Consider the following 25,729-nt stretch of genomic DNA (forward strand, 5'->3'; position numbering starts at 1 on the left):
TCGTCCGGTCGAGGGAACAGTCGAGGGAACAGCCGAACTTCTCGGTCGTGTTCATCACCCACACCGTCCCGCCCCTGATCGAATTCCCGGGCCGGATCACGATCGTGCACGGGGGCCGGCCTCGACCGCAGGAAGAGAGAGAGCGCCCCCATGCACCGCGCACCGCACCCCCGCTCCCGGCCCCGGAAGGACGGAGCGGGACCCGTGACGGCCGCTCTCGCCGCCGGGGTCGTGCTGGCCACCCTGCTCGCCGGCCCGCCCACCGGCCCCGCCGCGGCGGCGGACCCGGCCCCCACCCCCGGCGTCGTCACCGACAAGGCCGTCCACCCGGTGGAGAACGGCGACCGCGCGGAAGTCGGCCTCTCCGTGACCACCGCCGACTCCGCGCCCACGGAGAAGCCCGTCACCGTCGCGTACACCACCAAGGGCGGCACCGCCGAGGCCGGGAAGGACTACACCCCGGTCACCGGCAGCCACACCTTCCCCGCGGGCACCGCCTCCGGCACCACCCACACGGTGACCGTCCGCACGGCGAAGGCGCCGAAGCCCGCCGTGGCGAAGACGGTTCCGCTGGAGCTGACCGTCAGCGGCGCCAAGGCCCCCGAGGAGAACCCGCAGGTCGTCATCGACGCCCACGGACTCCCGTACCAGAACGCGAGACTGCCCATCAAGCAGCGGGTGGCGGATCTGCTGGGGCGCATGTCGCCCGCTGAGAAGGCCGGCCAGATGACCCAGGCCGAGCGCGGCGCGCTCCGCGTCCCCGGCGACATCGCCGCCTACGGCCTCGGCTCGCTGCTCTCCGGCGGCGGCTCGGCCCCCACCCCCAACACGGCGGCCGCCTGGGCGAGGATGACCGACGCCTACCAGCTGCGCACCCGGACCACCCGCTTCCAGATCCCGCTGATCTACGGCGTGGACGCGGTGCACGGGCACAACAACGTGGTCGGCGCGACGATCATGCCGCACAACATCGGCATCGGCGCGGGCCGCGACCCGGAGAGCGCGGAGCGGACGGGCGCGATCACGGCGAAGGAAGTCCGCGCCACCGGCGTCCCGTGGGACTTCGCCCCCTGCGTCTGCGTCACCCGCGACGAACGCTGGGGCCGCTCCTACGAGGCGTTCGGCGAGGACCCCGCCCTGGTCGAGGCCATGGAGACGGTCATCCAGGGCATGCAGGGCAGTCCGTCCGGCAAGGACCTGCACCGCAACGACAAGGTGCTGGGCAGCGCCAAGCACTTCGTCGGCGACGGCGGCACCGCGTACGGCTCCTCCACCACCGGCTCGTACACGGTCGACCAGGGCGTCACCCGGGTCACCCGCGAGGAGTTGGAGGCCGTGCACCTGTCGCCGTTCGAGGAGTCGGTGAAGCGCGGCGTCGGCACGATCATGCCCTCGTTCTCCTCGCTGGACGTCCTGGGCGACGACGAGGGCCCGGTGAAGATGCACGCCAACGCCGAGATGATCAACGGCGTCCTCAAGGACCGCATGGGCTTCGAGGGCTTCGTCATCAGCGACTGGCAGGCCATCGACCAGCTCCCCGGTGACTACGCCAGTGACGTCGTCACGGCGGTCAACGCCGGACTCGACATGATCATGGTCCCGACCGCGTACCAGGACTTCACGAAGACCCTGGAGGACGAGGTGGTCGCGGGCCGCGTCCCCGAGGCCCGGATCGACGACGCGGTCGCCCGCATCCTCACCCAGAAGTTCCGCCTCGGTCTCTTCGAGAAGCCGTACGCGGACACCACCCACCTGGACATGGTCGGCTCGGCCGAGCACCGCGCCGTGGCCCGCGAGGCGGTGGCCAAGTCCCAGGTGCTGCTGAAGAACGACGGAGCCCTCCTCCCGATCGGGCCCGGCCAGAAGGTGTACGTCGCCGGGTCCAACGCCGACGACATCGGCAACCAGACCGGCGGCTGGACCACCAGCTGGCAGGGGGCCTCCGGGGCGACCACCACCGGCACGACGATCCTGGAGGGCATGCGAAAGGCGGCGCGAACCCCCGAGTCCGTGACGTTCTCCCCGGACGCCTCCGCCGCCACGGACGGTTACGACGTGGGCGTGGTCGTCGTCGGCGAGACCCCGTACGCCGAAGGCATCGGCGACGTCGGCAACGGGCACGACCTGGAACTGACGGCCGCCGACCGGGCAGCGGTCGACACGGTCTGCGCCGCCATGGACTGCGCCGTCCTCATCGTCTCCGGCCGCCCCCAGCTCATCGGCGACCGGCTCGCCGAGCTCAACGCACTGGTGGCCTCCTGGCTGCCGGGCTCCGAGGGCGACGGCGTCGCCGACGTCCTCTACGGCAGGCGGGCCTTCACCGGACAGTCCCCGGTGACCTGGCCGAAGTCGGAGGCCCAGCTCCCGATCAACGTGGGGGACACCGCCTACGACCCGCAGTTTCCGTACGGCTGGGGCCTGACCACCCTGAAGGAGCCCCCGGCCGGCGGTGAACCGGCCCTCGCGGCCCTCGCCGCCGCCGCCCGGGCCGCCGAGGAGGCGCACCTGGGGAAGACCCCGGCGGGCAGGGCGATCGTGGACCGGGCCCGGCTGCTGGTCCAGCGGACGATCGACGGGACGTTCGGGCAGGAGGTCTCGAAGCCGTTCGCGGAGGCGGACCACCTGCTGCTCACCGGTGATCTGACCGGGGCGGTGGACAGGCTGCGCACGGCGTACCGAGCCGCGTAGGCACCCGCTCTCCAGACGGGCGACGGCGTTCGTCGCCCGTCTGGAGTAGCGTTAAGTATGAGGAAAAGGCTCTTCCCCGCGCTGCTGGCGGGCCTGCTGCTCATCTTCGCAGCGGCGGCCCTCGCCCTGACCTCCCCCGCTTCGGCCGCGCCCGCCGCGCCCGCCGCGACCATCCAGGACGCTGCCCAGGCCCTGCGCGACGACCCGGTGTACGTGGACCCGGGCGCCCGCGATCAGCTCTCCGTGGCTGACGAGAAGGCCCTGGAGAACAAGATCACGGACGCCGACAAGCCGGTGTTCGTGGCGGTCCTCCCCGACGCCCCGGCCTTCCCCGAGGAAGGCCTCCTCCAGACCCTGCGCAGCGACACCGGCATCACCGGCGTCTACGCGGTCCGCCTCGGCGACGGCTTCGACGCGGGTGCCGACCCGCAGGTCATGCCGACCCGAGCGGTCGACAACCTCACCGCCGCCGTGGAGAACCCCACCACCGCCGGCGACGCCGACACCCAGCTCAACGCCTTCGTCGACCGCGCCGTCGAACAGGCCCGGGGCAACGCCCCCGCCTCCTGGTCCGGCGGCTCGGGCGCGGCGGACGGGTCCGGAGCCCCGGTCGGCGGCCTGATCACGCTCGGCGCGCTCGTCGCGGCGGGCGGCGCGGGCGCGAACGCGATCTCCCGCCGCAACAAGCGCCGCAAGGAGGAAGAGGAGCGCGAGGCGCTCGACAAGCTCCGGGTCGTCGTCGACGAGGACATCACCGCGTACGGCGAAACCCTGGAACGCCTGGACTTCCACCCCGCCGAACCGGGCGCGGACGACACCATGCGCGCCGACTACGAACGGGCCCTGGACTCCTACGAGAGCGCCAAGTCGAAGATGGACAGGGCCGGACACCCCTCCGACGTACGCGAAGTCACCCGGTCCCTGGAGGACGGCCGCTACTCCCTCGCGGTCCTGGAGGCCCGCCGCACCGGCGCAAAGATCCCGGCCCGCCGCCCGCCGTGCTTCTTCGACCCGCGCCACGGCACGGCGGTCACGGAGGTCCTGTGGACCCCGTCCGGCGGCGCGTCCCGGGAGGTCCCGGTCTGCGGCGCGGACGAGGCCCGGCTCAGCCGGGGCGAGGACCCCATGAGCCGTACGGTCGACGTCGGCGACGGCAACCGCCGCCCGTACTGGGAAGCGGGCCCGGCGTACGGGCCCTGGGCCGGCGGCTACTTCGGCGGCGGCCTGCTCCCCGGCCTCCTGGTCGGCACCATGCTCGGCTCGATGCTCGCCACTCCGGCGTACGCCTCCGAGTACGGCGGCGGTGACTTCGGCGGCGGCGCGGGCGGCGAATGGGGCGGCGGTGACTTCTCCGGCTCCGACTTCGACGCCTCGGGCTTCGGCGGGGGCGGCGGTTTCGGCGACGGCGGGGGCTTCGGGGGCGGCGGCTTCGACGGCGGCGGCTTCTGAGCCTCCGGATCCTCCCGCGACGCCCCTGGCCCCGGCGGATCCCCTCAGCCGGGGCCCGGGGTCAGGCTGACGGTCCGGGGCCGGCGGAGGGCTGCCCCGGACCGTGTGGGCTTCGCGCTCAGCCGGTGGTGACCCGCAGCGTGCCCGAGGCCGTGGCGTCCGCGCCCGAGCCGTCCGCCGGCGCGGCGGTCAGCCGCCAGGTGTAGCCGCCGGCCGGTACGGGGCCGCCGGAGGCGGACGTACCGTCCCAGCTGACCTTCACCGTTCCGCGCGTGTCCTCGCCCGTCCAGGTGCGGACGGTCTCGCCGGTCGAGCGACGGGTGAGGGTGAGCTGCCAGGACGCCGCCGGCTTGGTGAGCCACCACGCGGCGCTCCACGCGCCCGCCGAGGTGGCGGGCACGGTGCTGTGGGTGACGCCCAGGGGCGAGACCGCCTGCTGCGGGGCGGTGACGTAGACGGTGTCGTCGGTCCCGACCCAGGCGAGCTTGCCCGCGTCCGCGTCCAGCGTCCAGGTGGTGCCCCGTCCGTCGCCGGCCGCGGGCTGCTTCACGCCCGTGACGGTGCCCAGGTCCGCAGTGGAGCCGTCCACGCGCAGAGCGGTGAGGCGCAGCTCCCCGGACCCGTCGCGCGCGGCCAGGAAACGGTCGCCCAGCAGGACCCCGGAGACCGGCGCGGGGTAGTCCCGGTGGGTCGCCGTGTCGTACACGCCCGCCGCGTCCTCGGAGGCGCAGCTCCAGTACAACAGGGTCCCGCTGCGCTGGAGTTCGCTCGGCACGCAGTCGACGCCGAGATCGTGGTTCGCGGTCGCCCGCCCGGAGCGCGGGTCGACCACGTTCACCGTGCCGGGGTTGCCCGGCGCCGACTTGATCAGCCTGTCCCCGTCGAGCACCGCGCCCTGCACCGGCTGGTCGCGGACGACGAGGTCGCGGGTGGTGTCGACGACGTAACTCCGGCCGCCCGCCTCGTACAGGACGAACTCCGGTGAGGCGTCGAGGATGCGGCCGCCGGTGCCGGGCAGGGCCAGGCCCTGGGACTGCTGTTCGGGGTCGTCGCCGGTCACCAGGGTGTCCTTGCCGGTGGCCGGGTCGGTGACCAGCCGGGCGAGACCCTCGTCCGTGCCGTCGGCGAAGCGGCCCGCCGCGAGTCCGGGGAAGTCCGCGAGCCGCGCACCCTCCGCCGGGTCGAGGCCGGCCCCGACGGCCTTGCCGTGCAGCGTGTCCTTGCCGACCAGGGAGTTGACGTACCGCAGCCGCCCCCGGTCGAGGCTCAGCGCGCCGATCTCGCCGTCGGCCGTCTTGACCTCGGGCACCTCCCGCATGACCAGGTCGAAGACGGTCCCGCTGCCGTCCTGGTTGAACGCGTGGATGGCCCGCTTGCCGTGGGCGTCCTTGCCCAGGGCCAGTACGTCTCCGTACCCCTCGGCCCGGAGCTGGGCGAACTCGACGGTGGGCAGGAGGGTGCGTTCGGTGTCCACACCGGCGTGCGGTGTGAGCCGCAGCGGGCCGCCGAGGCCTTCGTGCCAGACGATGCTGTCCTCCACGACGAACGAGGTGACCTCGCTCTCCGTGGACTCCGTGGCCAGCGGGACGATCTTCGGCGTGCCCGTGCCGCTGCGCGGCAGGATCCGGACCCCCTGGCCTCCGCTGCCGTTCCGCGAGAACCAGCTGACCGTCATCTGGGTGAGGCGGAAGCTGCTCGCGTCCCCGGTCACGGGCAGCGGCTTCACCCGGCCGTCGTACGCGGTCAGGATGCCGTAGCCCGGGGAACCGTCCGCGAGGCGGTAGCCGATGAGGACCTCGCTGCCCTGCCCGCCGAGCACCACGGGCTCGGCACCCGTGGTGGCCCCGGCGGGCAGCCGCACGAGGGGATCCGCCGACGGGTCCCCGCCCCGGGGCACCCGCATCTCGTACGTCCCGTCGCCCTTGTCGACGGTGGCCACCGTCCAACCGCCCGCGAAGCGGAGGTTGAGGTATCGGGCGGGCACGGTGGACCTGTTGGTGAAGGCCGGGTCCTCGATGCCGATCCGTACGATGTCGGTCCCGCCGTCCGCACGCTGCTGGGTGTAGATCGCCCGGTTGTGCTCGTCGTGGCCCCCCACGAGCCGTTCCTCCGGCACGCCCGCCAGTTCGGTGACGACCCTGGTCCGGGAGTTGTACGAGTTCGTCCAGAGGTAGTCGTCGCCCTCGCGGTGCAGTACGCCTTGCCTGCCGGTCGCCAGGATCTTCTCGGGCCCCTCGCCGAAGGCGTCGGGCGCGGGTATCAGGACCTCGGCGGCGGCCGCCGCCCCGGCGGCGTGCGCGGTGGCCGGCAGCGCCGTGGCGAGCCCTGCGGCCAGCACCACCGCGACGGCCGCCGCCCCCGCGGTCCGCCCCGTACGTCGGCTGCGGCTGTTCGTGTACAGGTGTCGGGACACCTGACCCCCCTTGTCAGTTGACCGATAGTGCGCATCTGTGATGCGCACATGATCAAGCTTATTCATATGTGGGGGAGTTGTGGCCAAAACATGCGTGAACGGTGGTACGGAGCTTGCTTGCTACCGCCAGTTCACCCACCAGGCGGCCACTCCGCCGAGGGTGATCAGCACACACATCACCGTGTTGCTCCGCCGGTAGTCCACCAGGATCGCGGCGAACTCGCGGAGCGTCGCGTTGGGCCAGAAGTACGCGGCCGTCGGCGAGCCCACCACCTGCCCCCGGATCCGGACCCGCCGGGCGGTGAGGGCGGCGCGGAAGGCGTGGTAGTTGTTCGTGACGACGACGCACCGGTAGTCGGGTTTGGCCTCCTCCATGATCGCCTTGCTGAACCGCAGGTTCTCCTCGGTGTTCGTCGACCGGTCCTCCCGCTCGATGAGGTGCGCCGGAAAGCCGTCGGCCACCAGGTGGTCGGCCATCGCGTGGGATTCCGGCAGGTCCTCGTCGGGCCCCCGCCCGCCCGAGGTGATGAGCACGGGGGACCCGCCGCGTCGGGAGAGCCGTGCGTGCACCTCCCGGGCGCGCTTCAGCCGGCTCGCCAGCAGAGGGGGCACGGTGGAGCCGCCGACGAGCCCCGAGCCCAGTACGACCACGAAGTCGGCCTTGCGGCGCACCCGCAGCCGCCCGTAGAGGAACGCGTAACAGACGAAGCACAGGAACAGGAACGAGAAGTAGAGCGCCAGCCCGCCGGCAGCCGTCGCCGCGCCGATCAGTATCGGCGTCCGCAGGGCGGCGGCGGTGGCGAGCAGGGCGACCACGGCGAGGACGGCCAGGGCCGCCAGCAGGGACAGCAGATTCGCCGGACTCCTGCCCTCCTTGCGCAGCATGCGTACGCCGTTGAGGAACAGGAAGCACGTCAGTACGAGCACCGCCACCGCCCCCAGGCCCAGCAGTGACCACACCACGACGGGCGCGGAGGCGGAGCCGGAGTCGACGAGCCGGTAGAGCAGGCCGGCCAGCGCACAGAGCGCGGCGAGCCCGAGGAAGACGGCGTTGCTGAACTTGCGGCGCTCGCGCAGCACGCTCACACAGAAGACGAGGAAAAGGAGCGCCGCTGGGGCGTAGACCACCATGCGCACAGACTAGGCAGAGCTCAGGGAGTGGTTGACGGCGAGGTGGGGGGTGGGGTTGGAGGGGGGTCGGCATGTCCGCCGGTGCCGCCGTCGGCGGACTGACGGTGGGAGAGCCGCGCCGCGCGGACGCCGTCTCCGGGGTGCGGCGGCCGTGATGGAGACGGTGAATCTCGATCGGGGCGTGCCCTTTGCGGGGGCCGAGCCGTTGAACCCGGCATGAAGAAGCGAAGCGTACTCGCCGCCGTCACCCTCGCCGCCGGAGCGGTCATCGCCGCCATCTCCCCGCCCCCGGGAGGCGGGGACACCGCGCACGCCGCCGAGCCGCCCGTCAGCCTGGGCACGCTGGACAACGTCGGCGAGCTCGGCGCGCTGGTCGACGGCGCGGCGAAGGCCACCACCTCCACCGCCGGCACGGTCACCAGCACCGTGGAAGGCGCCCAGCTCAGCTGAGCCGGCTGGGGACGGGGATGACGGGGATGGGCACGACCGAAGGGTCGTCCTCATCCCCTTCTCCGTTCCCAGCGCCCAGCGCCCAGCGCCCGCCGCCCAGCCGCCGGGCCCGGCCGTGCGGCCCCCGGTCAGGCCAGGAGGTCGACCTGCGGGCAGGCGCCCGCTCCGGCGGCGGCCCGGTGGACGGGCCAGGTCGGAGACAGGTCCTGTCAGCGGCGTCGCCGCCGACGTCGAGGTCCTTCCGTCGTCACAGGTGTGGACCCGGCACTCGACCGCCTCCGGCGAAACGACGTCCGCTACCGCTTCGTGTTCGACCTGTCCGACCTGTCTGACCTATCCGGCCTGTCCGACCCGTCCGAGCAGTCCGACCCGTCCGACCTGTCCGGCCTGGACTGAGGAGGCGGTCGGCTGTACTGGTAGGGCCTCAGCGGCCGGGGGCGTCGACCTCGTACGACCTGATGAGCCGGGCCAGCTGTCGGCCTGCCGCCAGAAGGGGCTCCTCGCTACGGTTGACCTGGGCGGTGACCTCGGCGCCCTCCATGGCGCTGATGGTGGTGGTCGCCAGCTCGCGGGCGTGCTCCACCGGGAATCCGCAGCCCAGCAACTTGTCGCGGACGAGCCGCTCCCAGCCGTTCAGCGCGTCGGCGCAGACCTGCTGGAGCTCCGAGTCGGTCCCTAGCGTCTCCAGCGCCGCCGCCGTCACCGGGCAGCCGTCGACCCAGCCCGACTCCTTGAGCCCGGCGGCCAGCTGACGGGTGCAGGAGAGCACCGCCTCCGCCGGGTCGGGCTCGCTGTCCAGGGCTTCCTTCAGGAGTGTCGCGAACTCCTGCGCGCTGTACCGGATCGCGGCGACCGCGACGGCTTCCTTGCCGCCCGGGAAGAAGTGGTAGATCGAGCCGAGCGTGGCCTGCGAATCCGTGGCGATCTGCTTGATGCCGGTGCCGACGTAGCCCTGCCGCTGGAGGAGGCGCGCGGTCGCCACGACGATCCGGTCCCGGGTGCTGGTCTGCATGCCACCACTGTAGCGGGCATTGGGTAGAGCGTTCGTTCTAGGGCTGTGCTAGCTTTTCGGCACGCTCTGAATAGAGCGATCATTTTAGTCGGGGCGGGAGGTCTGGCCCTCTGTCCTGACCGGCTTGTTGGAGGCAGGCAATGCACAACGCACAGAACGCGGTCACCGTCATCGGACTGGGCCCCATGGGCCGGGCGATGGCCGCGGCCCTGCTCGACCGCGGCTTCGCGGTCACCGTCTGGAACCGCACCGCCTCCCGCGCGGACGACCTGGTGGCCCGAGGGGCGACCCTCGCACAGAGCCCCGCCGACGCCATCGCGGCGAACGAGGTGGCCATCATCAGCCTCACGGACTACGTGGCGGTCAACGCCGTACTGGGGACCGCGACGCGGGCCCTGGACGGCCGCGTCCTGATCAACCTCACCTCCGCCACGCCCGAGGAGGCCCGCGCCGGAGCCGACTGGGCGGCCGGGCACGGTGCCGTACAGCTCACCGGTGGCGTCAACGCGTCGCCCACGGGGATCGGGCAGCCCGAGTCGTACGCCTTCTACAGCGGGCCGCGCGGGGCGTTCGACCGGCACCGGCCGGTCCTCGAAGCGCTGACGGGCCGGGTCGACCACAAGGGCGAGGACCCGGGGCTCGCCGCACTCCACTACCAGATCGGCATGGCCGTGTTCTGGACCTCGCTGCTGAGTTTCTGGCAGGCGATCGCCCTCGCCCGCGCGAACGGTCTGACAGCGGCCGACATCCTGCCCAGCACCGCCGAGACGGCGAACTCGCTCTCGGAGACCTTCGCCTTCTACGCGGAGCGCATCGACGCCGGAGTGCACCTGGGAGACGTCGACCGCCTGGCCATGGGGCTGGCGAGCGCCGAGCACGTCCTGCACACCAACGCCGACGCGGGCGTCGACACGGTCCTCCCGGCCGCCGTCGTCGACCTGTTCCGCCGGGGCGTGGAGGCGGGGCACGGCGCGGACAGCGTCTCGTCCCTGGTGGAGCTGATGGCGAAGCCCGGGAAGTAGGGGGAGCGGCCCTTTGCCGGCCCGACCAACCCGACCGACCCGCCCGATCCGACCGACGCGGACACGGACGGTCGGGTCCGGCACTCTGGTTCCTTCCTACGGTGAACGAGCAAGGGAAGGAGTCAGCGGTTGCTGGAACGGCTGAACGACGCGATGGAACACATCGAGACGCATCTCGGTGAGCGCATCGAGGCGGCGGAGCTCGCGCGTATGGCGATGACGTCGGAGTACCACTTCCGCCGGATGTTCTCCGCGCTCGCGGGCCTCCCGCTGTCGGAGTACATCCGGCGCCGCCGCATGACGGTCGCGGGGGCCGAGGTGCTCGGCGCCCCCGACCGGACGCTGCTGGACGTGGCGGTGCGGTACGGCTACGACACGGGGGAGGGCTTCGCCCGCGCCTTCCGGGCCGTGCACGGCATCGGCCCCGGCGAGGCCCGGCGAAGCGGTGCGGTTCTGCGGTCCCAGCAACGGCTGACCTTCCGGCTCGTCGTCGAAGGGAGTACAGCCATGCGGTACAAGCTTGTGGAGAAGGACGCATTCCGGGTGGTGGGCAGGAAGGCTCGTGTCCCGCTCATCCATGAGGGGCCGAATCCGGCCATCGCGGAGTTCATCCGGGGGATCGGCCGGGAGGAGTTGGACCGCATCGTGGCCCTCTCGGACCAGGAGCCGCCGGGGATCGTCGGGGTGAGCGACCAGCTCGACCCGAGCCGCGCGGAGGGCACCGAACTCGACTACTACCATGGGGTGGTGAGCGGCGCGGAGCCTCCGGAGGACCTGGACGCCCTGGACGTACCGGCGGGGACCTGGGCGGTCTTCGAGAGCGAGGGAGAGTTCCCGGGGGCCCTCCAGTACCTCTGGCGGGACGTGTTCACCCAGTGGTTCCCGTCGAACCCGTACGCCTCCCGGCCCGGCCCGGAGATCCTGCGGTTGCGGCTGACGGAGGAGGGGAAGCGGGCGGAGGCGGAGCTGTGGATCCCGGTGGAGCGGACCTCCGTGGGCTGAGCGAGCCGCACGAAATATGCGGCACGGCGGAGGTTTACGGCCATGGGGCATATGCGATGCCTTATTGGTCCAGACCTATTGTGCGGGCGCGCCCGGCTCGCTAGCTTTTTCTCGGCGGCGCGCGCTGATCGGTTCGGCTCTGACCATTCACTGATGCACAGTCATGTGCGTTGACTGAAAAGGGAGTTACCGACATGCACAGACGTATTGCCGCTCTCGCGGTGACCGTGGCGACCGCCGGCACGATGCTGCTCGGCACCGCGTCGTCCGCCTCCGCGACGGGCCCCGGCTTCTTCCTCCGCAGCCATCACGGCAGCGTGGCGGAGTGCCAGGCCGTAGGGAACGCCGGCGCGGACAACGCTCTCTGGAGCCGCGTCTTCATCTGCAACCCGTTCGCGGGCAAGCCGGGCGTGTACGAGCTGTGGGTGCGCTACTGATCCCGTCCGCGCAGACGGAAACCGCCCCGCGTTCAGCCGCGTTGGTGGCCGGGGGCGGGGCGGGGTCGGCTGCTTCAGAGGGCGGTGCCGCTGCCGTGGACGAAGGCGCTCCAGGTGGCGGGCCCGACGGTGAGGACAGGACCGTCGGTCACCTTGGAGTCGCGGATGTGGACGGCTGAGGGGTGGGCGGCGACCTCTACGCAGTCTCCGCCCTGGTCGCTGCTGTAGCTGGACTTGCGCCAGTGGTAGGCGATCTCCACGCAGTTGCCGCCCTGGTCGCTGCTGTAGCTCGACTTGAACCAGTGGAGGGCGGCGGAACGGGAGACGGGGAGGGATGCGCGGTTCATGTCTCTCCAAGCAGGGCTGCGAGCAGTGCGTCCAGTAGCCGGGCGCTTTCCTCGGCGGTCAGCGCCTGCGTTCGCAGCATCCCATATTTCTGCATGAGCGAGCTGACGTCAGCCGGATCGTCGTACAGCTCCGCCCGAAGGTGCATCTCGACGTACGCGAGCTGATCGTGATCGGGAGTCTCCAGCAGGACCAGCGGTCCCGCGAGCCCTGCGTGCTTCGGCGTCTTCCGCGGCATGACCTGGATGCTGACGAAGGGCAGGTCCATGCAGCGTCGCAGGTGGAGGAGCTGCTCAAGCATGACCTCGGGGTCGCCCAACTCCGCGTGCAGGATGCTCTCCTCCAGGATGAAGTGGAGGATGGGGCGGGGCTTGCGCTCCAGGATCTTCTGCCGATCGAGTCGGGTCGTCACCCGCTTCTCGATCTCCTCCTCTTCGAGTGGCGGGTAGTGACTGGAGAAGATCAGTCGCGCGTACGCCTCGGTCTGCAGTAGCCCCGGGATGAGCTGGGATTCATAGGAGAACAGGCTCACCGCGCCTTGCTCGTACTGCACGAAGTCCTTGACCAGTGCCTGATACCGCTCCTTCTTCGGCACCCGCTCCACGGCGACCTTGAGTGCCCCTTTGGTGTCCAGCAGTTCATCGAGCTGGACGGCCAGGTCCAGTTGGAGCGCCCGCCGTCCCTGCTCGATCGAGGCGATCGTGTCCTCGCCCACCCCGAGGTGTTCGGCGAGGACGGCCTGTGTCAGCCCGGCGATCTTGCGGAAGTGGCGCAACTGCGCGCCGATCAACTGCCATGAAGTGACTCGCCTGATGCTGTGTGTTCCCGGTTGCATGGCCTGGCTCTCCCCCTTCTGGTCCCGCTGTCAACCCGTCAGAACCCGTACAAAAGCTTTTGTACGTCTCTCGGCTCTGCTGAAGCGTAGTTACACCGTGTGAGCGTGGAAGCATGAACGAGACAACTCAACTCCCCTACTTCCGCGCCGCCTTCTACTGCCGTGAGCGCAGGTCGATCCCGGTCGTACGCAAGTTCGCCCGCAAGGCGCTGGTCGAGTGGGAGTGCGAGAAGCGTATGGATGATGTGCTGCTCTGCGTAACCGAGCTGGCGACCAACGCCCTGCGTCACGGCGTCCCGCCGGGGCGTGGCTTCAAGGTCCACATCTATCTGGAGCGGATCGAGAACGCGCTCCGCGTCGAACTGCACGACAGCGGCGACGGCGAGGTGCGCCCGGTGGACGGTCTGCCGGGGGCCGACGACGAGGGTGGGCGCGGGCTGCTGCTGGTCGCGGCGCTCGCGGACAAATGGGGGGTGGGGGAGCGGAACCCCGGCAAGATCGTGTGGTGCGAGTTCGCTCTCTCCTGACTTGCCGTTTCGGCAATGATGTTTGTCGTTTCCGCCTGGTTGCGCGCACCATCTCCATCAACCGGAGGTGGTCCGCATGGAGAGCAGGAGTGACGACATGAAGCAGCAGCGGTACGACGTGGTGATCGTGGGCGGCGGGGCCGCAGGCCTGAGCGGGGCGCTGACCCTGGCGCGGGCCCGGCGCTCGGTCCTGGTGATCGACGCGGGCGAGCCTCGTAACGCGCCCGCGTCCCACGTGCACAACTACCTGGGCCGCGAGTCGACCCCGCCCGGCGAGCTGCTGGCGATCGGGCGGGGCGAGGCCGCCGGGTACGGGGCGGAGATCGTCGAGGGCCGGGTGGCCTCGGCCGAGCGGCTGCCGGGGGAGCGGGGCTTCCGGGTGGCCACGGAGGGCGGCCGGAGCGTCGAGGCGCGCAGGCTGCTGGTGACGACGGGGCTCGTCGACGAGCTGCCGCCCGTGCCCGGCCTGGCGGAGCGCTGGGGGCGCGAGGTGCTGCACTGCCCGTACTGCCACGGCCACGAGGTGGCGGACCGTCCGATCGGCGTGCTCGCCACCGGGGCCCTCGCCGTGCACCAGGCGCTGATGTGGCGGCAGTGGAGCGAGGACGTCACCCTCTTCCGCCACACGGGCCCGGAGCCGACGGACGAGGAGTACGAGGAGCTGGCGGCCAGGGGCGTGGCCGTGGTGGACGGCGAGGTGACGGGCCTGGAGGTCGCGGACGACCGGTTCACCGGCGTACGGCTGGCCGGCGGCCGGGTGATCCCGCGCGAGGCGTTGGTGGTCCAGGCGCGCTTCGTGGCGCGTTCGGCCGTACTGGAATCGCTGGGGCTGGTCCCGGTCGCGCAGGAGATGGGCGGCGAGGTGATCGGCACGTACATCCCGACCGACCCGACAGGCGCGACCGAGGCCCCCGGAGTCTGGGCGGCGGGCAATGTCACCCGCCTCACCGAACAGGTCATCGGCGCCGCCGCGGCCGGCCTCATGGCGGCATCGGCCATCAACGGCGCCCTGATCGCCGAGGACACCCGTGACGCGGTGGAGGCGCGGCGGCGCGGCTGACGGGGCACCGCTGCGAGGACGGGACGCCGCTGCACGGGTGGGGGCGCGGTTACGAGAACACGGCCCCCAGGAGGTCTCGCGCCCACCCGAAGAACGTATGCACCAGCACCGCCAGCAGCACCAGAATTCCGAGGATCACGGCGGTGACCCAGGAACAACTGCCCCCGGGTCCCCCCGCCGGCTCGTCGCGCCCGCCCAGCTCCCCGTCGAACAGATCCATGGCTCCGTCCCCGTCCCTGTCCCGCCCCATCACCCGAGACCGAGTGATCGGAGCCCCCGGCTCCTTCGGGTGAAGACTCGCACGGTTCGGTCGGTTCGGCGGAGACGGCGCCGTACTCGGAGAGGAGAGGGAAAGTACTCAGTCGGCTCCGCCTCCGCCGGTGAGGGCGCCCGTGTCGGTCCACGCCCCTGCCCGTCCGGCGTAACGCAGGCAGGTCAATGACGGGGCTCCCGGGTGATGGGCGGGGCCCGGTGGATGTGTGAGTTCCGGTTGAGGGGATACGCGGAGGGTCCGGCACCACGAGGGTGGCCGGGCGTCGGCAACGTAAAGGGAGATCTCCGTGGGCATCATCGCCTGGATCCTCATCGGCCTGTTCGCGGGGCTCATCGCCAAGGCGCTGACGCCCGGCAAGGACCCCGGGGGCTGCCTCGTCACGATCCTCATCGGCATCGTGGGCGGGCTGCTCGGCGGCTGGCTGGGCAAGGTGATCTTCGGCGTCGACTCGATCGACGGATTCTTCAGCCTGTCGACGTGGATCGCCGCTGTCGTCGGCTCGGTGATCGTCCTGCTCGTCTACCGACTGGTCGCGGGACGGCGATCGCGCTGACGCGGCACGGAGGACCATCGGGAGCGATTCCACGACGAGTCAATCCGTCCGGGTTTGCCTACATTGGCAGAGGGTCAGTAGGGCAGCCGTAGTAGGAGTCATCGCCGACACGTCTGCGGAAGACAAACAAGAGGAAAAGACGACATGACCGACACCTCTCGCAAGCCGACCACTTCCGACTCCGGCGCCCCGGTGGAGAGCGACGAGCATTCGCTCACCGTCGGCCCGGGCGGGCCGATCCTGCTCCAGGACTCGTACCTGATCGAGCAGATGGCCCAGTTCAACCGCGAACGCATCCCCGAACGCCAGCCGCACGCCAAGGGAAGCGGCGCCTTCGGCACGTTCGAGGTGACCGCGGACGTCTCCCGGTACACGAAGGCCGCGCTCTTCCAGCCCGGCGCCACGACCGACCTGGTCATCAGGTTCTCCACCGTCGCGGGGGAGCGGGGCAGCCCGGACACCTGGCGGGACCCGCGCGGCTTCGCGGTGAAGTTCTACACCAGCGAAGGCAACTACGACATGGTGGGCAACAACACCCCCGTGTTCTTCGTGAAGGACCCGATGAAGTTCCAGCACTTCATCCGGTCGCAGAAGCGCCGCGCGGACAACAACCTCCGCGACCACGACATGCAGTGGGACTTCTGGACCCTCTCGCCGGAGTCGGCCCACCAGGTCACCTGGCTGATGGGCGACCGGGGCATCCCGCGGACCTGGCGCCACATGAACGGCTACACCTCGCACACGTACATGTGGATCAACGCCGAGGGCCAGCGGTTCTGGGTGAAGTACCACTTCAAGACCGACCAGGGCATCGAGACGTTCACGCAGCACGAGGCCGACCAGATGGCCGCCGCGGACACGGACTACCACACGCGTGATCTCTTCGAGCACATCCGCGACGGGGAGTTCCCGAGCTGGACGCTGAAGGTCCAGATCATGCCGTACGAGGATGCGAAGGACTACCGCTTCAACCCGTTCGACCTGACCAAGGTGTGGCCGCACGGCGACTACCCGCTGATCGAGGTCGGCCGGATGACGCTGGACCGCAACCCCACGGACAACCACGCCGAGATCGAGCAGGCGGCCTTCCAGCCGAACAATCTGGTGCCGGGCATCGGCCCGAGCCCGGACCGCATGCTGCTGGCGCGGCTGTTCAGCTACGCGGACTCGCACCGCTACCGCATCGGCGGCAACTACCAGCAGCTTCCCGTCAACGCCCCCGTCGTCCCGGTGCACACGTACTCCAAGGACGGGGCGATGGCGTACCGGAAGACCACCGACCCCGTCTACGCCCCGAACTCCAAGGGCGGCCCGGCGGCCGACACGGAGCGCTACGGCACCCCGCCGAGCTGGTACGCGGACGGCGACATCACCCGGGCCGCCTACGTGGACCACGCCGAGGACGACGACTGGGGCCAGCCGGGCACCCTGGTCCGCGAGGTCATGGACGACGCGGCGCGGGACCGGCTGGTGGACAACATCGTCGGCCACCTGCTGAACGGGGTGACCGAGCCGGTGCTGAAGCGGGCGTTCCAGTACTGGACGAACGTGGACGCCACCCTCGGCAAGCGCGTCGAGCAGGGCGTACGCGCGAAGGCGGGCGAGAAAGACCCGAAGGCGGCGGAGCAGAGCAACCCGGCGCGCTCGTCGATGCAGCGCAAGGCCTGAGGCGGGCCCGGCCGTCCAGCAAGGCCCTCGCCCCGTCGGACCGACGGGGCGAGGGCCTCGCCGTCTGCTCCCCCGCACCGTGGGCCCGGGCGCTCAAGGCGAAGGTGCAGCGGCCCGCCACCGTGCTCCGGACCCCTCCACACGGCATCGCTCAGTGCTGGATCAGGCCGCCGACCGAGACCGGGGCGACGTGCCCCGAGGGCGGAAGGGACCGCGCCAGGGCGAGCCCGACGTCCACCAGCGACGACCGGTGCAGGCAGGCGACCTCGGGCAGCGGGGTCCACACCGACTCGGCGGTGTCGCCGTTCGGCTCGGGCCGCAGTCGGCCACCGGTGACACGTACGTGGTAGAAGACACCGACGTTCTGCAGCTCGGGCGCACCGGGCCGGCGGCGCTCGCCCGCCGGAACCACCCGTGAGTCCACCCCGAGCAGACGCTCGACGACGGCCTCCAGACCGGTCTCCTCGGCGACCTCCCGGATCACCGCGTCGTACGGATCCTCCGCGTGCTCGACCCCGCCGCCCGGGAGGGTCCACGTCCTTTCGCCGCCCGGACCCACGGCAAGCGCGAGCAGCACCCGCCCGTCCTCGATGCACACCGCGTACGCGGCCAGTCGCCGATCCATGCGGGGAGACTAGGCCGCGGCGGGCACGGTCGGCCATGCCGTGTCCGGCTCCGGGCGCCCGTCGTCCTGGTGGGTCGACCTCGCGGGGGCCTTGCGAGGCGGTCAGGGGCCGTGCCGCCGGGCACGGGCGGCGCGCTGCTCCACGCCGTAGCAGAGTGCGAGAAGGAGCAGTGCGGGGAGTGCCGTCAGGAGAAGCGGGGTGAGGCCGACGAACAACGCCACGGCCGTGGCGGCCACCTGGATCGCGCCCAGTACCAGCAGAAGGCGGGCGGCGTTCCGGCCGGCGCGGGCCGGGAGGCACCGACGGCGTACGCGTGGTCGCACAGGCCTTGCCGAACGCCGGCCGTTCTCGCCACCCCCCTCACCGCTCAAGATCATCGCGGTGCAGAATGACCTGTATGTCGATAAAGAACACGCCTCAGGCGGCCACGCTCGACGATGCCCCGTCGATCAGCCGCATCTTGGCCCGCGCCTTCGCCGACGACCCCATGATGGGGTGGTTCTTCCCCGGCGGGGCCTCGCGCGAGCCCGACCTGGTCCGTTACTTCACCACGATCTTCACCCGGCAGTACGGCCGCCACGGGGTGTGCGAGCGCACCGGGTCGGCGGCCGCGTTCTGGGTGTCGCCGGAGGGGCAGGAGAAGGCCGTTCCCGACGCGGAGACCGTCGCGGAGCTGGAGGAGATCCTGGGCGACCGGGCGCCCCTGTTCCGGGAGGCCGTCCAGGCAGCCGCCGAGCAGGGACCCAAGGAACCGCACTGGTACCTCGCGGTCGTCGGCGCGGACCCGGCCGCCAGGGGGCAGGGGCACGGGGCGGCGCTGCTGCGTTCCGGGCTCGCGAAGGCGGACGCGGCGGGACTGCCGGTCTACCTGGAGTCCTCCAAGCCGGACAACCTGCCCTTCTACGAGCACTTCGGCTTCACGGTGCTGGGCGAGGCGGCACTGCCCGGCGGCGGCCCGGCGCTGTGGGTGATGCGGCGGGAGCCGCGCCCGGCCGGGCGCTAGCAGAACGACGGAGGGTGGGGCCCGAGGCCCCGCCCGCCGCGTCGAGTGTATGACCACGATCGGCGCGCCGGCCTGTTCAGAGGCGGGCGGCGGGGAGGGGCTCCACGGCGAACGGGCGCGGCCCGAAGGCCTGGTCGGAGCGGGCGCGCATCAGCGGCAGCGCCTGACGGAGGTCGGCGCCGAGGTGGTGCAGCGAGTCGCAACCACGCGATTCCCAGACGGCGAACTCCCCGTTCCTGTCGCGTGATGCGGTGTTCCACACCAGGGCATCGCCGTTCTCGCTCCACGCGAAGACCTCCAGCGTGGCCGCCAGGTACCAGTGGCCGTCCGGCTCGATCATCCAGTCGAACTCCTCGGCCTCGCCCTCTCGGTAGCTCGCGCGAAGACGCGCCGTGAGCCGGTCGGCCCGACCGTGCAGGCCGTCGGCGTACTCCGGCAGGACCGGTGGATAGACCAGCCACATCCCGAAGGTGCGTCCCCACCCCGCGTGGCGAACGAACGCCCGATAGGAATCCGGGAACCCCCCGCCGTCCGCGAAGCGGAATCCGTCGAGGGCCTCGAAGTCGATGTGCTCCACCGTCGGTGCACCCTCAAGACGCAGCTCGGCCACGGGATCGCTGATCATGCCGTGGATGCTAGCGACCCGCCTGGGTTTGGGCACGCCGTCCGTCGGCGTGGGGCGGGGATCGCCGTAGCAGTCAGTGATCCCTGAAGTTCTCGGGGCCGGAAGCCACGCGAACCGGAGTGATCGATTTCTCCAGCGTGGACGTCGTCCCATCGGGGTTGGCGAAGACGGTCTCCCGCTCGGAGCGCTCCTCCACAACCTCACGTACGCGGACATCTACGACAACCTGAAGGCCCCCAACGGCACCTACGCCCGTGCCTCCTACGCCCACACCCCGGGGCTGACCCGGACCGTGTTCGATGCCGCGGCCCGGCCCACGACGACCACGTTCACCGTGTTCGGGGAGGACCGCTGGTCGACCACCACCAGCTACACCGGAGACTCGACCGCCACCACCGCGACCAAGGGCGGCAACGCCACTCGTACCATCACCGACGCGCTGGGCCGGACCGCGGAGACTCGCACCTACGGAGGCACCACTCCGACGGACACGGCGTACGGAGCCGCTGCCGGCACCCCGTACACCCGGGTGAAGTACGACTACACCCGTGACAGCAAGCCGTCGGTGATCACCGGCGTCGACGACGCCAAGTGGACCTACTCCTACGATCTGTTCGGCCGCGAGACCGACACGACCGACCCGGACAAGGGCCGCACCCGCACCGAGTACACCGACTTGGACCAGGTCGGCGTCACCACGGACTCGCGCAACGCGAAGCTTCTCTACGCGTACGACGAGCAGGGCCGCAAGACCGGTCTGTGGCAGACCGCTCAATCGGACGCCAACAAGCTCGCGGACTGGACCTACGACACGCTCCTCAAGGGGCTGCCCGACGCGTCCACCCGCTACGTAGGCGGAGCCACCGGCAAGAAGTACAAGAAGCAGGTCACGGCATACGACACCCTCGGCCGTCCCACCAGTAGCACCGTCGTGCTGCCGGCCGACGAGCCGATGGTCACCTCCGGGGCTGTCACGTCCACCCTGACCTTCGGTACGGCCTACTTCCCGGACGGGAGCGTTGCCAACACCAAGGAGCCCGGCGCCGGAGGCCTCGCCGCCGAGATCGTCTCGGCCACGTACGACCCCACCGGTCTGGTCACGAAGCTCTCGGGCACGAGCCCCTATCTCCTCGGTGTGACCTACTCCGCCATAGGCCAGGTGGAACAGCTCTCGCTGGGAGCGGGTGCGAAGAACACCTACATCACCAACAAGTACGAACCGGGCACCGGCCGCCTCACGCGCAGCCATGTGACGGACCAGACCCACCCGTACATGCTGCAGGACCTCAACTTCGCCCGCGACGACGCCGGGAACGTCCTGTCGATCCTCGACCCCACCACGCTGGGCGGCAGCACCAAGGCCGACAACCAGTGCTATACCTACGACGCACACCGGCGCCTGACCGAGGCCTGGACCCCGAAGTCCGCCGACTGCGCCACCTCCGGCCGCACGACGGCCAACCTCGACGGCGCGGCCCCGTACTGGACGAGCTACAGCTACAACAGCGCGGGCCAGCGCAGCAGTGAGACCAGCCACACCGCGACCGGTGACGCGACCACCGGCTACGAGTACAAGACGCCGACCGGTCAGCCCCACCCCCTGGTGAAGACCACCGGTGCGAAGGCCGCAACGTACGGCTACGACCTGGCGGGCAACACGACCAACCGTCCCGGCACCCAGGCCACCCAGACCCTGGCCTGGAACTCCGAGGGTGAACTGGCCTCCACCACCGAACCGGCGGTCGGGACCAAGCCGGCCCTGGAGACCAGCTACCTGTACGACGCGGACGGGGAACTGCTGATCCGCCGCGCTACCGGTGACGGGGACACGGTCCTCTACCTCGGCTCGACGGAGGTACGCCTCACCGTCAAGGGCACCGCGAAGACGGTCACGGGCACGCGCTACTACAGCGCCGCGGGTCAGACGCTCGCCGTCCGTACGGCCACGTCGGGCACGGCCGGCACCAAGCTCAGCTTCCTGGCCGCCGACCACCACGGCACCAGCAGCATCGCCACCGATGCCACCACTCAGGCCGTCACGAAGCGCTACAGCACGCCGTTCGGCGCTCCGCGCGGGCCCAAGCCGACCGCCTGGCCGGACGACAAAGCGTTCCTCGGCAAGCCGGCCGACTCCGCGACGGGCCTGACCCATATCGGTGCCCGCGAGTACGACCCGGGGATCGGCCAGTTCATCAGCGTCGATCCGCTGCTCGAAATCGACAAACACCAGACGCTCAACGGCTACAGCTACGCCGGCCAGGCCCCGGCCACGAACTCCGACCCGACCGGTACGTGTCTGGACCCGGGGAACGGCAGGTGCCAGCCCGGGAACAACAGCGGCAAGCCGGACCCGTCGTTCCCGATCAACACCAGTTCGCCGCCCGGCGACGGCGGGCCGGGCTGGAACGGGACGGCCCCGACCGGCGGTTCCGGGGGCACCGACGGCGGTGGCGGTGGCGGTGGAGGTGGTGGCGGCGCTCCTCTTGTCGTCGGGCCCGGCGGGATAGTTTGCGGGAACCACGGCTGTGTCTCTCTGCACAAACCTGACCCTGTCGGAGAATCTCTCCTTGGCTTGCTGAGGAATGCGGCGGGCGCGGCGGAGCTTCTGTACACGCCGTTCAATCAGGACTGCTGGGGTGACAACCAGGAGGCCGGAGGGTGTGACCTCGGGGCCCAATACGATGCTTGGGCTGCCGAACAAGGGATGGATACGGAGTCCGATAGTTACCTGGTTCCAGGCGCTTTGGCTGCCATGTTCGGTTTGGGCGGTGCGGCACGTCGACCTGGTGGGAAGGGGGGCGCGGCAGGCCTCCCCAAGTCCTACGGCGTCGGTTGGTTCCCCGAGGGTGCCGCAGGGAAGGTGCCGCGTGGAGCCGGCTGGAGCGGCCCTGAGATGACTCGAAGCATGAGAGCTTCTGTGAAGAAGGGCGGGTCAATCAAATACGGGTTCGTCTGGAGGGGGCCCAAGCAGGCAAGCATTCGGGTTGATAGAGGTGATCCGAATGGTGCGGACTCTCAGAAGGTGGACCATGTGGTGATCAATAGCGGTGGCGCCATAATTGGCCGCGATGGCAAGCCGCTACCTCAGGTCCAAGGCGGGACTCTGAAGAGCGGACACGCTGCAGGTCATATACCGTACAGTGAGTGGATCAATTGGAAGAGTTGGGATTCTCCGGGGTGAGCCGTGATTGATGCACATGTGCAGTATCCGGAGATGAGGATGCTCATAATGGAGCATCTCGCGAGGCTGGCTGATCCCTCCTGGCGTGCGCTGAACCTCCAAAAGGCGAACTCATCAGAGCTGGACTTTGATGATCTCGTAAACTTTCTGTACGACACGAGTGGTCTCCTGCATGATCCTCGTGGCGCGCTTGGGCTTACGTTGGCGAGCCCAGGAGAAGTAGACGCTGTTCAACGTCTGAGAGCGGCATTCGAGACAGCTATCGAAGACGGGGGACTCACTGGTGAAAACTCTGGAACTGACCCTCTTTGGGATCCGATAGGGCGTGAATCAGCGAACGTGGTGGAGGTGCTGTCCACAGCAACAGGCGGAGAAAACACATCCGCTCGGGGATGAAGATTCTCACCGTTCTCATTGAGGGGGAAGCTGGCTCAGCTCGCCGCTGTTCCTGAGCCCGCCCACGTCTGAGGCGCCCACACCCCCGACCGCTTCAGCGACGCCGGGCAGTGGCGGAAGATCTCGTCGATCTCGACGACCAGGGCGAGCTTCGGGCGCTGGCCCTTCACCGTCATCGCGTCGAAGAACGGGGCGTCCGTGACGATGTGGGCCCGGCCGTTGACGCGCAGGACGTCCATCGCGCCGGGTATCAGGTAGAGCAGGCCCACGCGCGGGTTGGCCAGGATGTTGTGGAAGCTGTCCGCGCGGCGGTTGCCCGGGCGGTCGGGGATGGCGATGGTGCCCGGGTCCAGGACATGGGTGAAGCCGGGGGCACCGCCGCGCGGGGTCGCGTCGCAGTTGCCGGCCGCGTCCGACGTGGCCATGGTGCACAGCGGCGAGCGGGCCAGGAGGTCCAGGTCGTCCTCGGTGAGCCGGTCGTGGACCTTGTCGATGACGATCGGGTGCGGGGTCCCCAGCAGCTCGCGCAGTTCGTCCGCCGAGCCCAGGGGTACGGCCCCGGCCAGCGGACCGGTGGCGGGGGCGGAGGGGGCGGCGGCGTACGACAAGGAAGTGCTCCGGAGCTCGTGGGGTGCGGCAGCGCGCTGTCGAACAGGCGCTGTTAGGGTGACCTTACTTTGGGCCCCCTTGTGTTCCCCGTCCGGGGTGGACCGGTCGACGAGGGCGTCATCCGTGCCCGGGGGAGCTCCCGGCGCCGACGAGCAAGGGTTGAGGAACGAACAGTGCACCACCGCATTCCGGCCGCCCCGGTGGCCGGGTCGTGAGCGGCCCGGCCCTCCTGGCGAAGGAGAAGCCGTCGCGCGGCGGCAAGGAGACGCGGCGCAAGCGCAGCCGGCCCGTACTCGCGCTCGGGCTGCTCGCCGCCCTCGCCGTGCTCTTCCTCACCGTCGTCGCCAGCCTCGCCATCGGCTCCGGTGACGTGCCCTTCCGTGACGTCGTCGACGGCGTGCTCGACCCGGACACGGCCGTCAAGGGGCAGCTCATCGTCCAGGAGGTCCGCATCCCGCGCACCGTCGCCGGGCTGCTGGCGGGCGCCGCGCTCGGCCTCGCGGGCACGGTGATGCAGGGCGTCGCCCGTAACCCCCTCGCCGACCCCCAGCTCCTCGGCATCAACGCGGGCGCGTCCGTGGCCGTGGTCTGCTCGATCACCCTGCTCGGGTTCACCGTCGCCACCCAGTTCATCTGGTTCGGCTTCCTCGGCGCGCTGCTCGCCGCCCTCCTCGTCCACGGAGTCGGCTCGCTCGGGCGGGAAGGCGCCACGCCGGTGAAGCTGGCGCTCGCCGGGGCCGCGACCAGCGCCGTGCTCACCTCGGTGACCAGCGCGATCCTCCTCCAGGACCGCGGCAGCTACGACCAGTTCCGGTTCTGGCAGCTCGGCGCGCTGACCGCCCGGTCCTCCGAGGTGCTGTGGCAGGTCTCGCCGTTCATCGCGGTCGGCGTCGTCCTCGCACTGGCCCTCGGACCGCAGCTCAACGCCCTCTCCCTCGGCGACGACCTGGCCCGCGGCCTCGGCCAGCGCGTCGGGACCATCCGCCTGGTGTCCGCCCTCGCCGTGGTGATCCTCTGCGGCGCGGCCACCGTCGTCGCCGGGCCCATCGGCTTCGTCGGGCTCGCCGTACCGCACGCCGCCCGGCTCATCACCGGACCCGACTACCGCTGGGTGCTCCCGTACAGCATGGTGCTCGCCCCGGTCATGCTCCTCATCGCCGACATCGTCGGCCGGGTCATCGCCCGCCCCGGAGAGGTCCAGGTCGGCGTGATCACGGCCGCCATCGGCTGCGTCCCGTTCATCTGGCTGGTCCGGCGCAGGAAGCTGGTGGAGCTGTGAGCCTGCCGACCCCCGTTGCCGAGGACGCCGCCCGCGCGGACCAGGAGCGGCTCGCCGACGCCGTACGCCAGGTGTCCGCCGTACGAGGCCGGAGCCTCCGGCGCTCCGTCCTCGTCGGCGCCGCCCTGCTGGCCGCCGTGATCGTCATGTTCGGCGTCTCGCTCAGCTTCGGCGACATGGTGATGCCGATCGGGAAGGTCGTCGCCACCCTGTTCGGCGGCGGCGACGGCGGATCGCGGTTCGTCGTCCTGGAACTGCGGCTGCCCCGCGCCCTCCTCGCGATCCTCGTCGGCGCGGGATTCGGCCTCTCCGGAGCCGTCTTCCAGACCGTCCTGCGCAACCCCCTGGCCAGCCCCGACCTCATCGGCATCAGCGCCGGGGCCAGCGCGGTCGCCGTCACCGCCGCCCTGCTCTTCCAGGTCAGCGGAGTCGCCCTCTCCGCGAGCGCCCTCACCGGTTCGCTGGTCGCCGGGGCGGTCATCTACCTGCTCGCCTGGCGGCAGGGAATCGCCGGCCAGCGCCTGGTCCTCGTCGGGATCGGCGTCGGCATGGGCCTGTCCAGTGTCGTCTGGTACGTGATGGCCCGCTCCGAGGTCACCGACGCGCAGGAGGCGTTCCGCTGGCTCGCGGGCAGCCTCAACGGCCGTTCCTGGGGCCAGGTGTGGCCGCTGCTCATCGCCCTCGGCGTCCTCGTCCCGCTCACCGTCCTCGCCGCCCACGCGCTGCGCCCCCTCCAGCTCGGGGACGACGCCGCCGCCGGGCTCGGCGCGAAGGTCGAGGGCGGGCGGCTCGCGCTGCTGGGCTGCGCGACCGCGCTCGCCGGGGTCGCGACCGCCGCCGCCGGACCCGTCGGGTTCGTGGCGTTCGTCGCCGCCCCGATCGCCCGCCGCCTGGTCCCGGGCCGGGGCGCGGCCCTGCCGCAGGCGGCCCTGACCGGGGCGCTGCTGGTCCTGGTCGCCGACTTCGCGGCGCAGCACGCGCTGCCCTCCGTGCAGCTGCCGGTGGGCGTGGTCACGAGCATCATCGGCGCCCCGTATCTGCTCCTGCTCCTGGCGCGCGCCAACCGCGTGGGCGGCGGGGGCTGAGATGGCGACGTACCAGCAGGACATGGCGGCGTACCAACAGGGCATGGCGACGTACCAAC

26 protein-coding genes are annotated in these 25,729 nt (G+C 70.9%); 16 read left to right on the forward strand and 10 right to left on the reverse strand.

Annotated features, from left to right (window positions below):
• The first annotated feature begins 204 nt into the window (after positions 1 to 204).
• Both AC3CH1_RS20135 and AC3CH1_RS20140 read left to right on the forward strand, forming a co-directional pair.
• Positions 205 to 2,688, forward strand: coding sequence for a glycoside hydrolase family 3 N-terminal domain-containing protein (locus AC3CH1_RS20135; RefSeq protein WP_488464192.1), 2,484 nt, complete (start codon positions 205 to 207; stop codon positions 2,686 to 2,688).
• Between the two features lie 57 nt (positions 2,689 to 2,745).
• Positions 2,746 to 4,137, forward strand: coding sequence for a hypothetical protein (locus tag AC3CH1_RS20140; RefSeq protein ID WP_488464193.1), 1,392 nt, complete (start codon positions 2,746 to 2,748; stop codon positions 4,135 to 4,137).
• Between the two features lie 118 nt (positions 4,138 to 4,255).
• On the opposite strand, the gene AC3CH1_RS20145 is transcribed toward AC3CH1_RS20140, so the two are convergent.
• Both AC3CH1_RS20145 and AC3CH1_RS20150 read right to left on the reverse strand, forming a co-directional pair.
• A complete protein-coding gene (locus AC3CH1_RS20145; protein ID WP_488464194.1) occupies positions 4,256 to 6,550 on the reverse strand; it encodes a FlgD immunoglobulin-like domain containing protein in 2,295 nt (764 codons plus the stop codon).
• Between the two features lie 120 nt (positions 6,551 to 6,670).
• Positions 6,671 to 7,681, reverse strand: coding sequence for a YdcF family protein (locus AC3CH1_RS20150; RefSeq protein WP_488464195.1), 1,011 nt, complete (start codon positions 7,679 to 7,681; stop codon positions 6,671 to 6,673).
• Between the two features lie 216 nt (positions 7,682 to 7,897).
• On the opposite strand from AC3CH1_RS20150, the gene AC3CH1_RS20155 reads away from it, so the two are divergent.
• Positions 7,898 to 8,131 (forward strand): hypothetical protein, encoded by a 234-nt coding sequence (locus AC3CH1_RS20155; protein ID WP_488464196.1) that lies wholly within the window; start codon positions 7,898 to 7,900, stop codon positions 8,129 to 8,131.
• Between the two features lie 255 nt (positions 8,132 to 8,386).
• Entirely contained in the window at positions 8,387 to 8,527 is a 141-nt protein-coding gene (locus AC3CH1_RS20160; protein ID WP_488464197.1) for a hypothetical protein, read from the forward strand.
• 28 nt (positions 8,528 to 8,555) lie between these two features.
• Here AC3CH1_RS20160 and AC3CH1_RS20165 read toward each other — a convergent pair whose 3' ends face one another.
• On the reverse strand, positions 8,556 to 9,143 hold the full coding sequence (locus tag AC3CH1_RS20165) for a TetR/AcrR family transcriptional regulator (protein WP_488464198.1): 588 nt from the start codon (positions 9,141 to 9,143) through the stop codon (positions 8,556 to 8,558).
• A 140-nt stretch (positions 9,144 to 9,283) separates the two neighbouring features.
• Between AC3CH1_RS20165 and AC3CH1_RS20170 the strand changes: the two genes are divergently transcribed.
• The 3 genes from AC3CH1_RS20170 to AC3CH1_RS20180 all read left to right on the forward strand — a co-directional run bounded on the left by AC3CH1_RS20170 (position 9,284) and on the right by AC3CH1_RS20180 (position 11,604).
• Positions 9,284 to 10,165: an NAD(P)-dependent oxidoreductase gene (locus tag AC3CH1_RS20170; RefSeq protein ID WP_488464199.1), complete on the forward strand. Its 882-nt coding sequence runs from the start codon at positions 9,284 to 9,286 to the stop codon at positions 10,163 to 10,165.
• 129 nt (positions 10,166 to 10,294) lie between these two features.
• The gene (locus tag AC3CH1_RS20175; protein ID WP_488464200.1) at positions 10,295 to 11,167 is read left to right on the forward strand and encodes an AraC family transcriptional regulator; all 873 of its coding nucleotides are present in this window, start codon (positions 10,295 to 10,297) and stop codon (positions 11,165 to 11,167) included.
• Between the two features lie 194 nt (positions 11,168 to 11,361).
• Complete coding sequence (locus tag AC3CH1_RS20180; RefSeq protein WP_488464201.1) at positions 11,362 to 11,604, forward strand: hypothetical protein; 243 nt, start codon at positions 11,362 to 11,364, stop codon at positions 11,602 to 11,604.
• Positions 11,605 to 11,678: 74 nt separating this feature from the next.
• Here AC3CH1_RS20180 and AC3CH1_RS20185 read toward each other — a convergent pair whose 3' ends face one another.
• Together AC3CH1_RS20185 and AC3CH1_RS20190 are read right to left on the reverse strand one after the other, a co-directional pair.
• Positions 11,679 to 11,951, reverse strand: a complete 273-nt coding sequence (locus AC3CH1_RS20185) for a DUF397 domain-containing protein (protein ID WP_488464202.1) — start codon at positions 11,949 to 11,951, stop codon at positions 11,679 to 11,681.
• Positions 11,948 to 12,784, reverse strand: coding sequence for a helix-turn-helix domain-containing protein (locus AC3CH1_RS20190; protein ID WP_488464203.1), 837 nt, complete (start codon positions 12,782 to 12,784; stop codon positions 11,948 to 11,950). Before AC3CH1_RS20190 ends, AC3CH1_RS20185 begins: the two co-directional genes overlap by 4 nt.
• A gap of 113 nt (positions 12,785 to 12,897) precedes the next feature.
• Between AC3CH1_RS20190 and AC3CH1_RS20195 the strand changes: the two genes are divergently transcribed.
• Both AC3CH1_RS20195 and AC3CH1_RS20200 read left to right on the forward strand, forming a co-directional pair.
• Positions 12,898 to 13,311 carry an ATP-binding protein gene (locus tag AC3CH1_RS20195; RefSeq protein WP_488464204.1) on the forward strand — a complete coding sequence of 138 codons (414 nt, stop codon included), beginning with the start codon at positions 12,898 to 12,900 and terminating at the stop codon, positions 13,309 to 13,311.
• A gap of 76 nt (positions 13,312 to 13,387) precedes the next feature.
• Entirely contained in the window at positions 13,388 to 14,371 is a 984-nt protein-coding gene (locus tag AC3CH1_RS20200; RefSeq protein ID WP_488464205.1) for an NAD(P)/FAD-dependent oxidoreductase, read from the forward strand.
• A 49-nt stretch (positions 14,372 to 14,420) separates the two neighbouring features.
• Here AC3CH1_RS20200 and AC3CH1_RS20205 read toward each other — a convergent pair whose 3' ends face one another.
• Entirely contained in the window at positions 14,421 to 14,591 is a 171-nt protein-coding gene (locus tag AC3CH1_RS20205) for a hypothetical protein (RefSeq protein ID WP_488464206.1), read from the reverse strand.
• A 340-nt stretch (positions 14,592 to 14,931) separates the two neighbouring features.
• Between AC3CH1_RS20205 and AC3CH1_RS20210 the strand changes: the two genes are divergently transcribed.
• Both AC3CH1_RS20210 and AC3CH1_RS20215 read left to right on the forward strand, forming a co-directional pair.
• Entirely contained in the window at positions 14,932 to 15,198 is a 267-nt protein-coding gene (locus tag AC3CH1_RS20210) for a GlsB/YeaQ/YmgE family stress response membrane protein (protein WP_488464207.1), read from the forward strand.
• A 144-nt stretch (positions 15,199 to 15,342) separates the two neighbouring features.
• Positions 15,343 to 16,866 carry a catalase gene (locus AC3CH1_RS20215; RefSeq protein WP_488464208.1) on the forward strand — a complete coding sequence of 508 codons (1,524 nt, stop codon included), beginning with the start codon at positions 15,343 to 15,345 and terminating at the stop codon, positions 16,864 to 16,866.
• A 151-nt stretch (positions 16,867 to 17,017) separates the two neighbouring features.
• Here the strand turns inward: AC3CH1_RS20215 and AC3CH1_RS20220 are convergent, their stop codons facing one another.
• Both AC3CH1_RS20220 and AC3CH1_RS20225 read right to left on the reverse strand, forming a co-directional pair.
• A complete protein-coding gene (locus AC3CH1_RS20220) occupies positions 17,018 to 17,491 on the reverse strand; it encodes an NUDIX hydrolase (protein WP_488464209.1) in 474 nt (157 codons plus the stop codon).
• 102 nt (positions 17,492 to 17,593) lie between these two features.
• Positions 17,594 to 17,815 carry a hypothetical protein gene (locus AC3CH1_RS20225; protein WP_488464210.1) on the reverse strand — a complete coding sequence of 74 codons (222 nt, stop codon included), beginning with the start codon at positions 17,813 to 17,815 and terminating at the stop codon, positions 17,594 to 17,596.
• Positions 17,816 to 17,880: 65 nt separating this feature from the next.
• On the opposite strand from AC3CH1_RS20225, the gene AC3CH1_RS20230 reads away from it, so the two are divergent.
• Positions 17,881 to 18,495 carry a GNAT family N-acetyltransferase gene (locus tag AC3CH1_RS20230; RefSeq protein WP_488464211.1) on the forward strand — a complete coding sequence of 205 codons (615 nt, stop codon included), beginning with the start codon at positions 17,881 to 17,883 and terminating at the stop codon, positions 18,493 to 18,495.
• A gap of 76 nt (positions 18,496 to 18,571) precedes the next feature.
• Here AC3CH1_RS20230 and AC3CH1_RS20235 read toward each other — a convergent pair whose 3' ends face one another.
• Complete coding sequence (locus AC3CH1_RS20235; protein WP_488464212.1) at positions 18,572 to 19,120, reverse strand: hypothetical protein; 549 nt, start codon at positions 19,118 to 19,120, stop codon at positions 18,572 to 18,574.
• 1,273 nt (positions 19,121 to 20,393) lie between these two features.
• Between AC3CH1_RS20235 and AC3CH1_RS20240 the strand changes: the two genes are divergently transcribed.
• Both AC3CH1_RS20240 and AC3CH1_RS20245 read left to right on the forward strand, forming a co-directional pair.
• Positions 20,394 to 22,301, forward strand: a complete 1,908-nt coding sequence (locus tag AC3CH1_RS20240; RefSeq protein WP_488464450.1) for an RHS repeat domain-containing protein — start codon at positions 20,394 to 20,396, stop codon at positions 22,299 to 22,301.
• 3 nt (positions 22,302 to 22,304) lie between these two features.
• The gene (locus AC3CH1_RS20245; RefSeq protein WP_488464213.1) at positions 22,305 to 22,697 is read left to right on the forward strand and encodes an SCO4402 family protein; all 393 of its coding nucleotides are present in this window, start codon (positions 22,305 to 22,307) and stop codon (positions 22,695 to 22,697) included.
• Positions 22,698 to 22,732: 35 nt separating this feature from the next.
• Here the strand turns inward: AC3CH1_RS20245 and AC3CH1_RS20250 are convergent, their stop codons facing one another.
• Entirely contained in the window at positions 22,733 to 23,305 is a 573-nt protein-coding gene (locus tag AC3CH1_RS20250) for an MSMEG_1061 family FMN-dependent PPOX-type flavoprotein (protein WP_488464214.1), read from the reverse strand.
• Between the two features lie 212 nt (positions 23,306 to 23,517).
• On the opposite strand from AC3CH1_RS20250, the gene AC3CH1_RS20255 reads away from it, so the two are divergent.
• Together AC3CH1_RS20255 and AC3CH1_RS20260 are read left to right on the forward strand one after the other, a co-directional pair.
• The gene (locus AC3CH1_RS20255) at positions 23,518 to 24,585 is read left to right on the forward strand and encodes a FecCD family ABC transporter permease (RefSeq protein ID WP_488464215.1); all 1,068 of its coding nucleotides are present in this window, start codon (positions 23,518 to 23,520) and stop codon (positions 24,583 to 24,585) included.
• Complete coding sequence (locus AC3CH1_RS20260) at positions 24,582 to 25,670, forward strand: FecCD family ABC transporter permease (RefSeq protein ID WP_488464216.1); 1,089 nt, start codon at positions 24,582 to 24,584, stop codon at positions 25,668 to 25,670. Before AC3CH1_RS20255 ends, AC3CH1_RS20260 begins: the two co-directional genes overlap by 4 nt.
• Positions 25,671 to 25,729 lie beyond the last annotated feature (59 nt).

It is taken from the genome of Streptomyces sp. MGP-P1 (genome assembly GCF_057766565.1).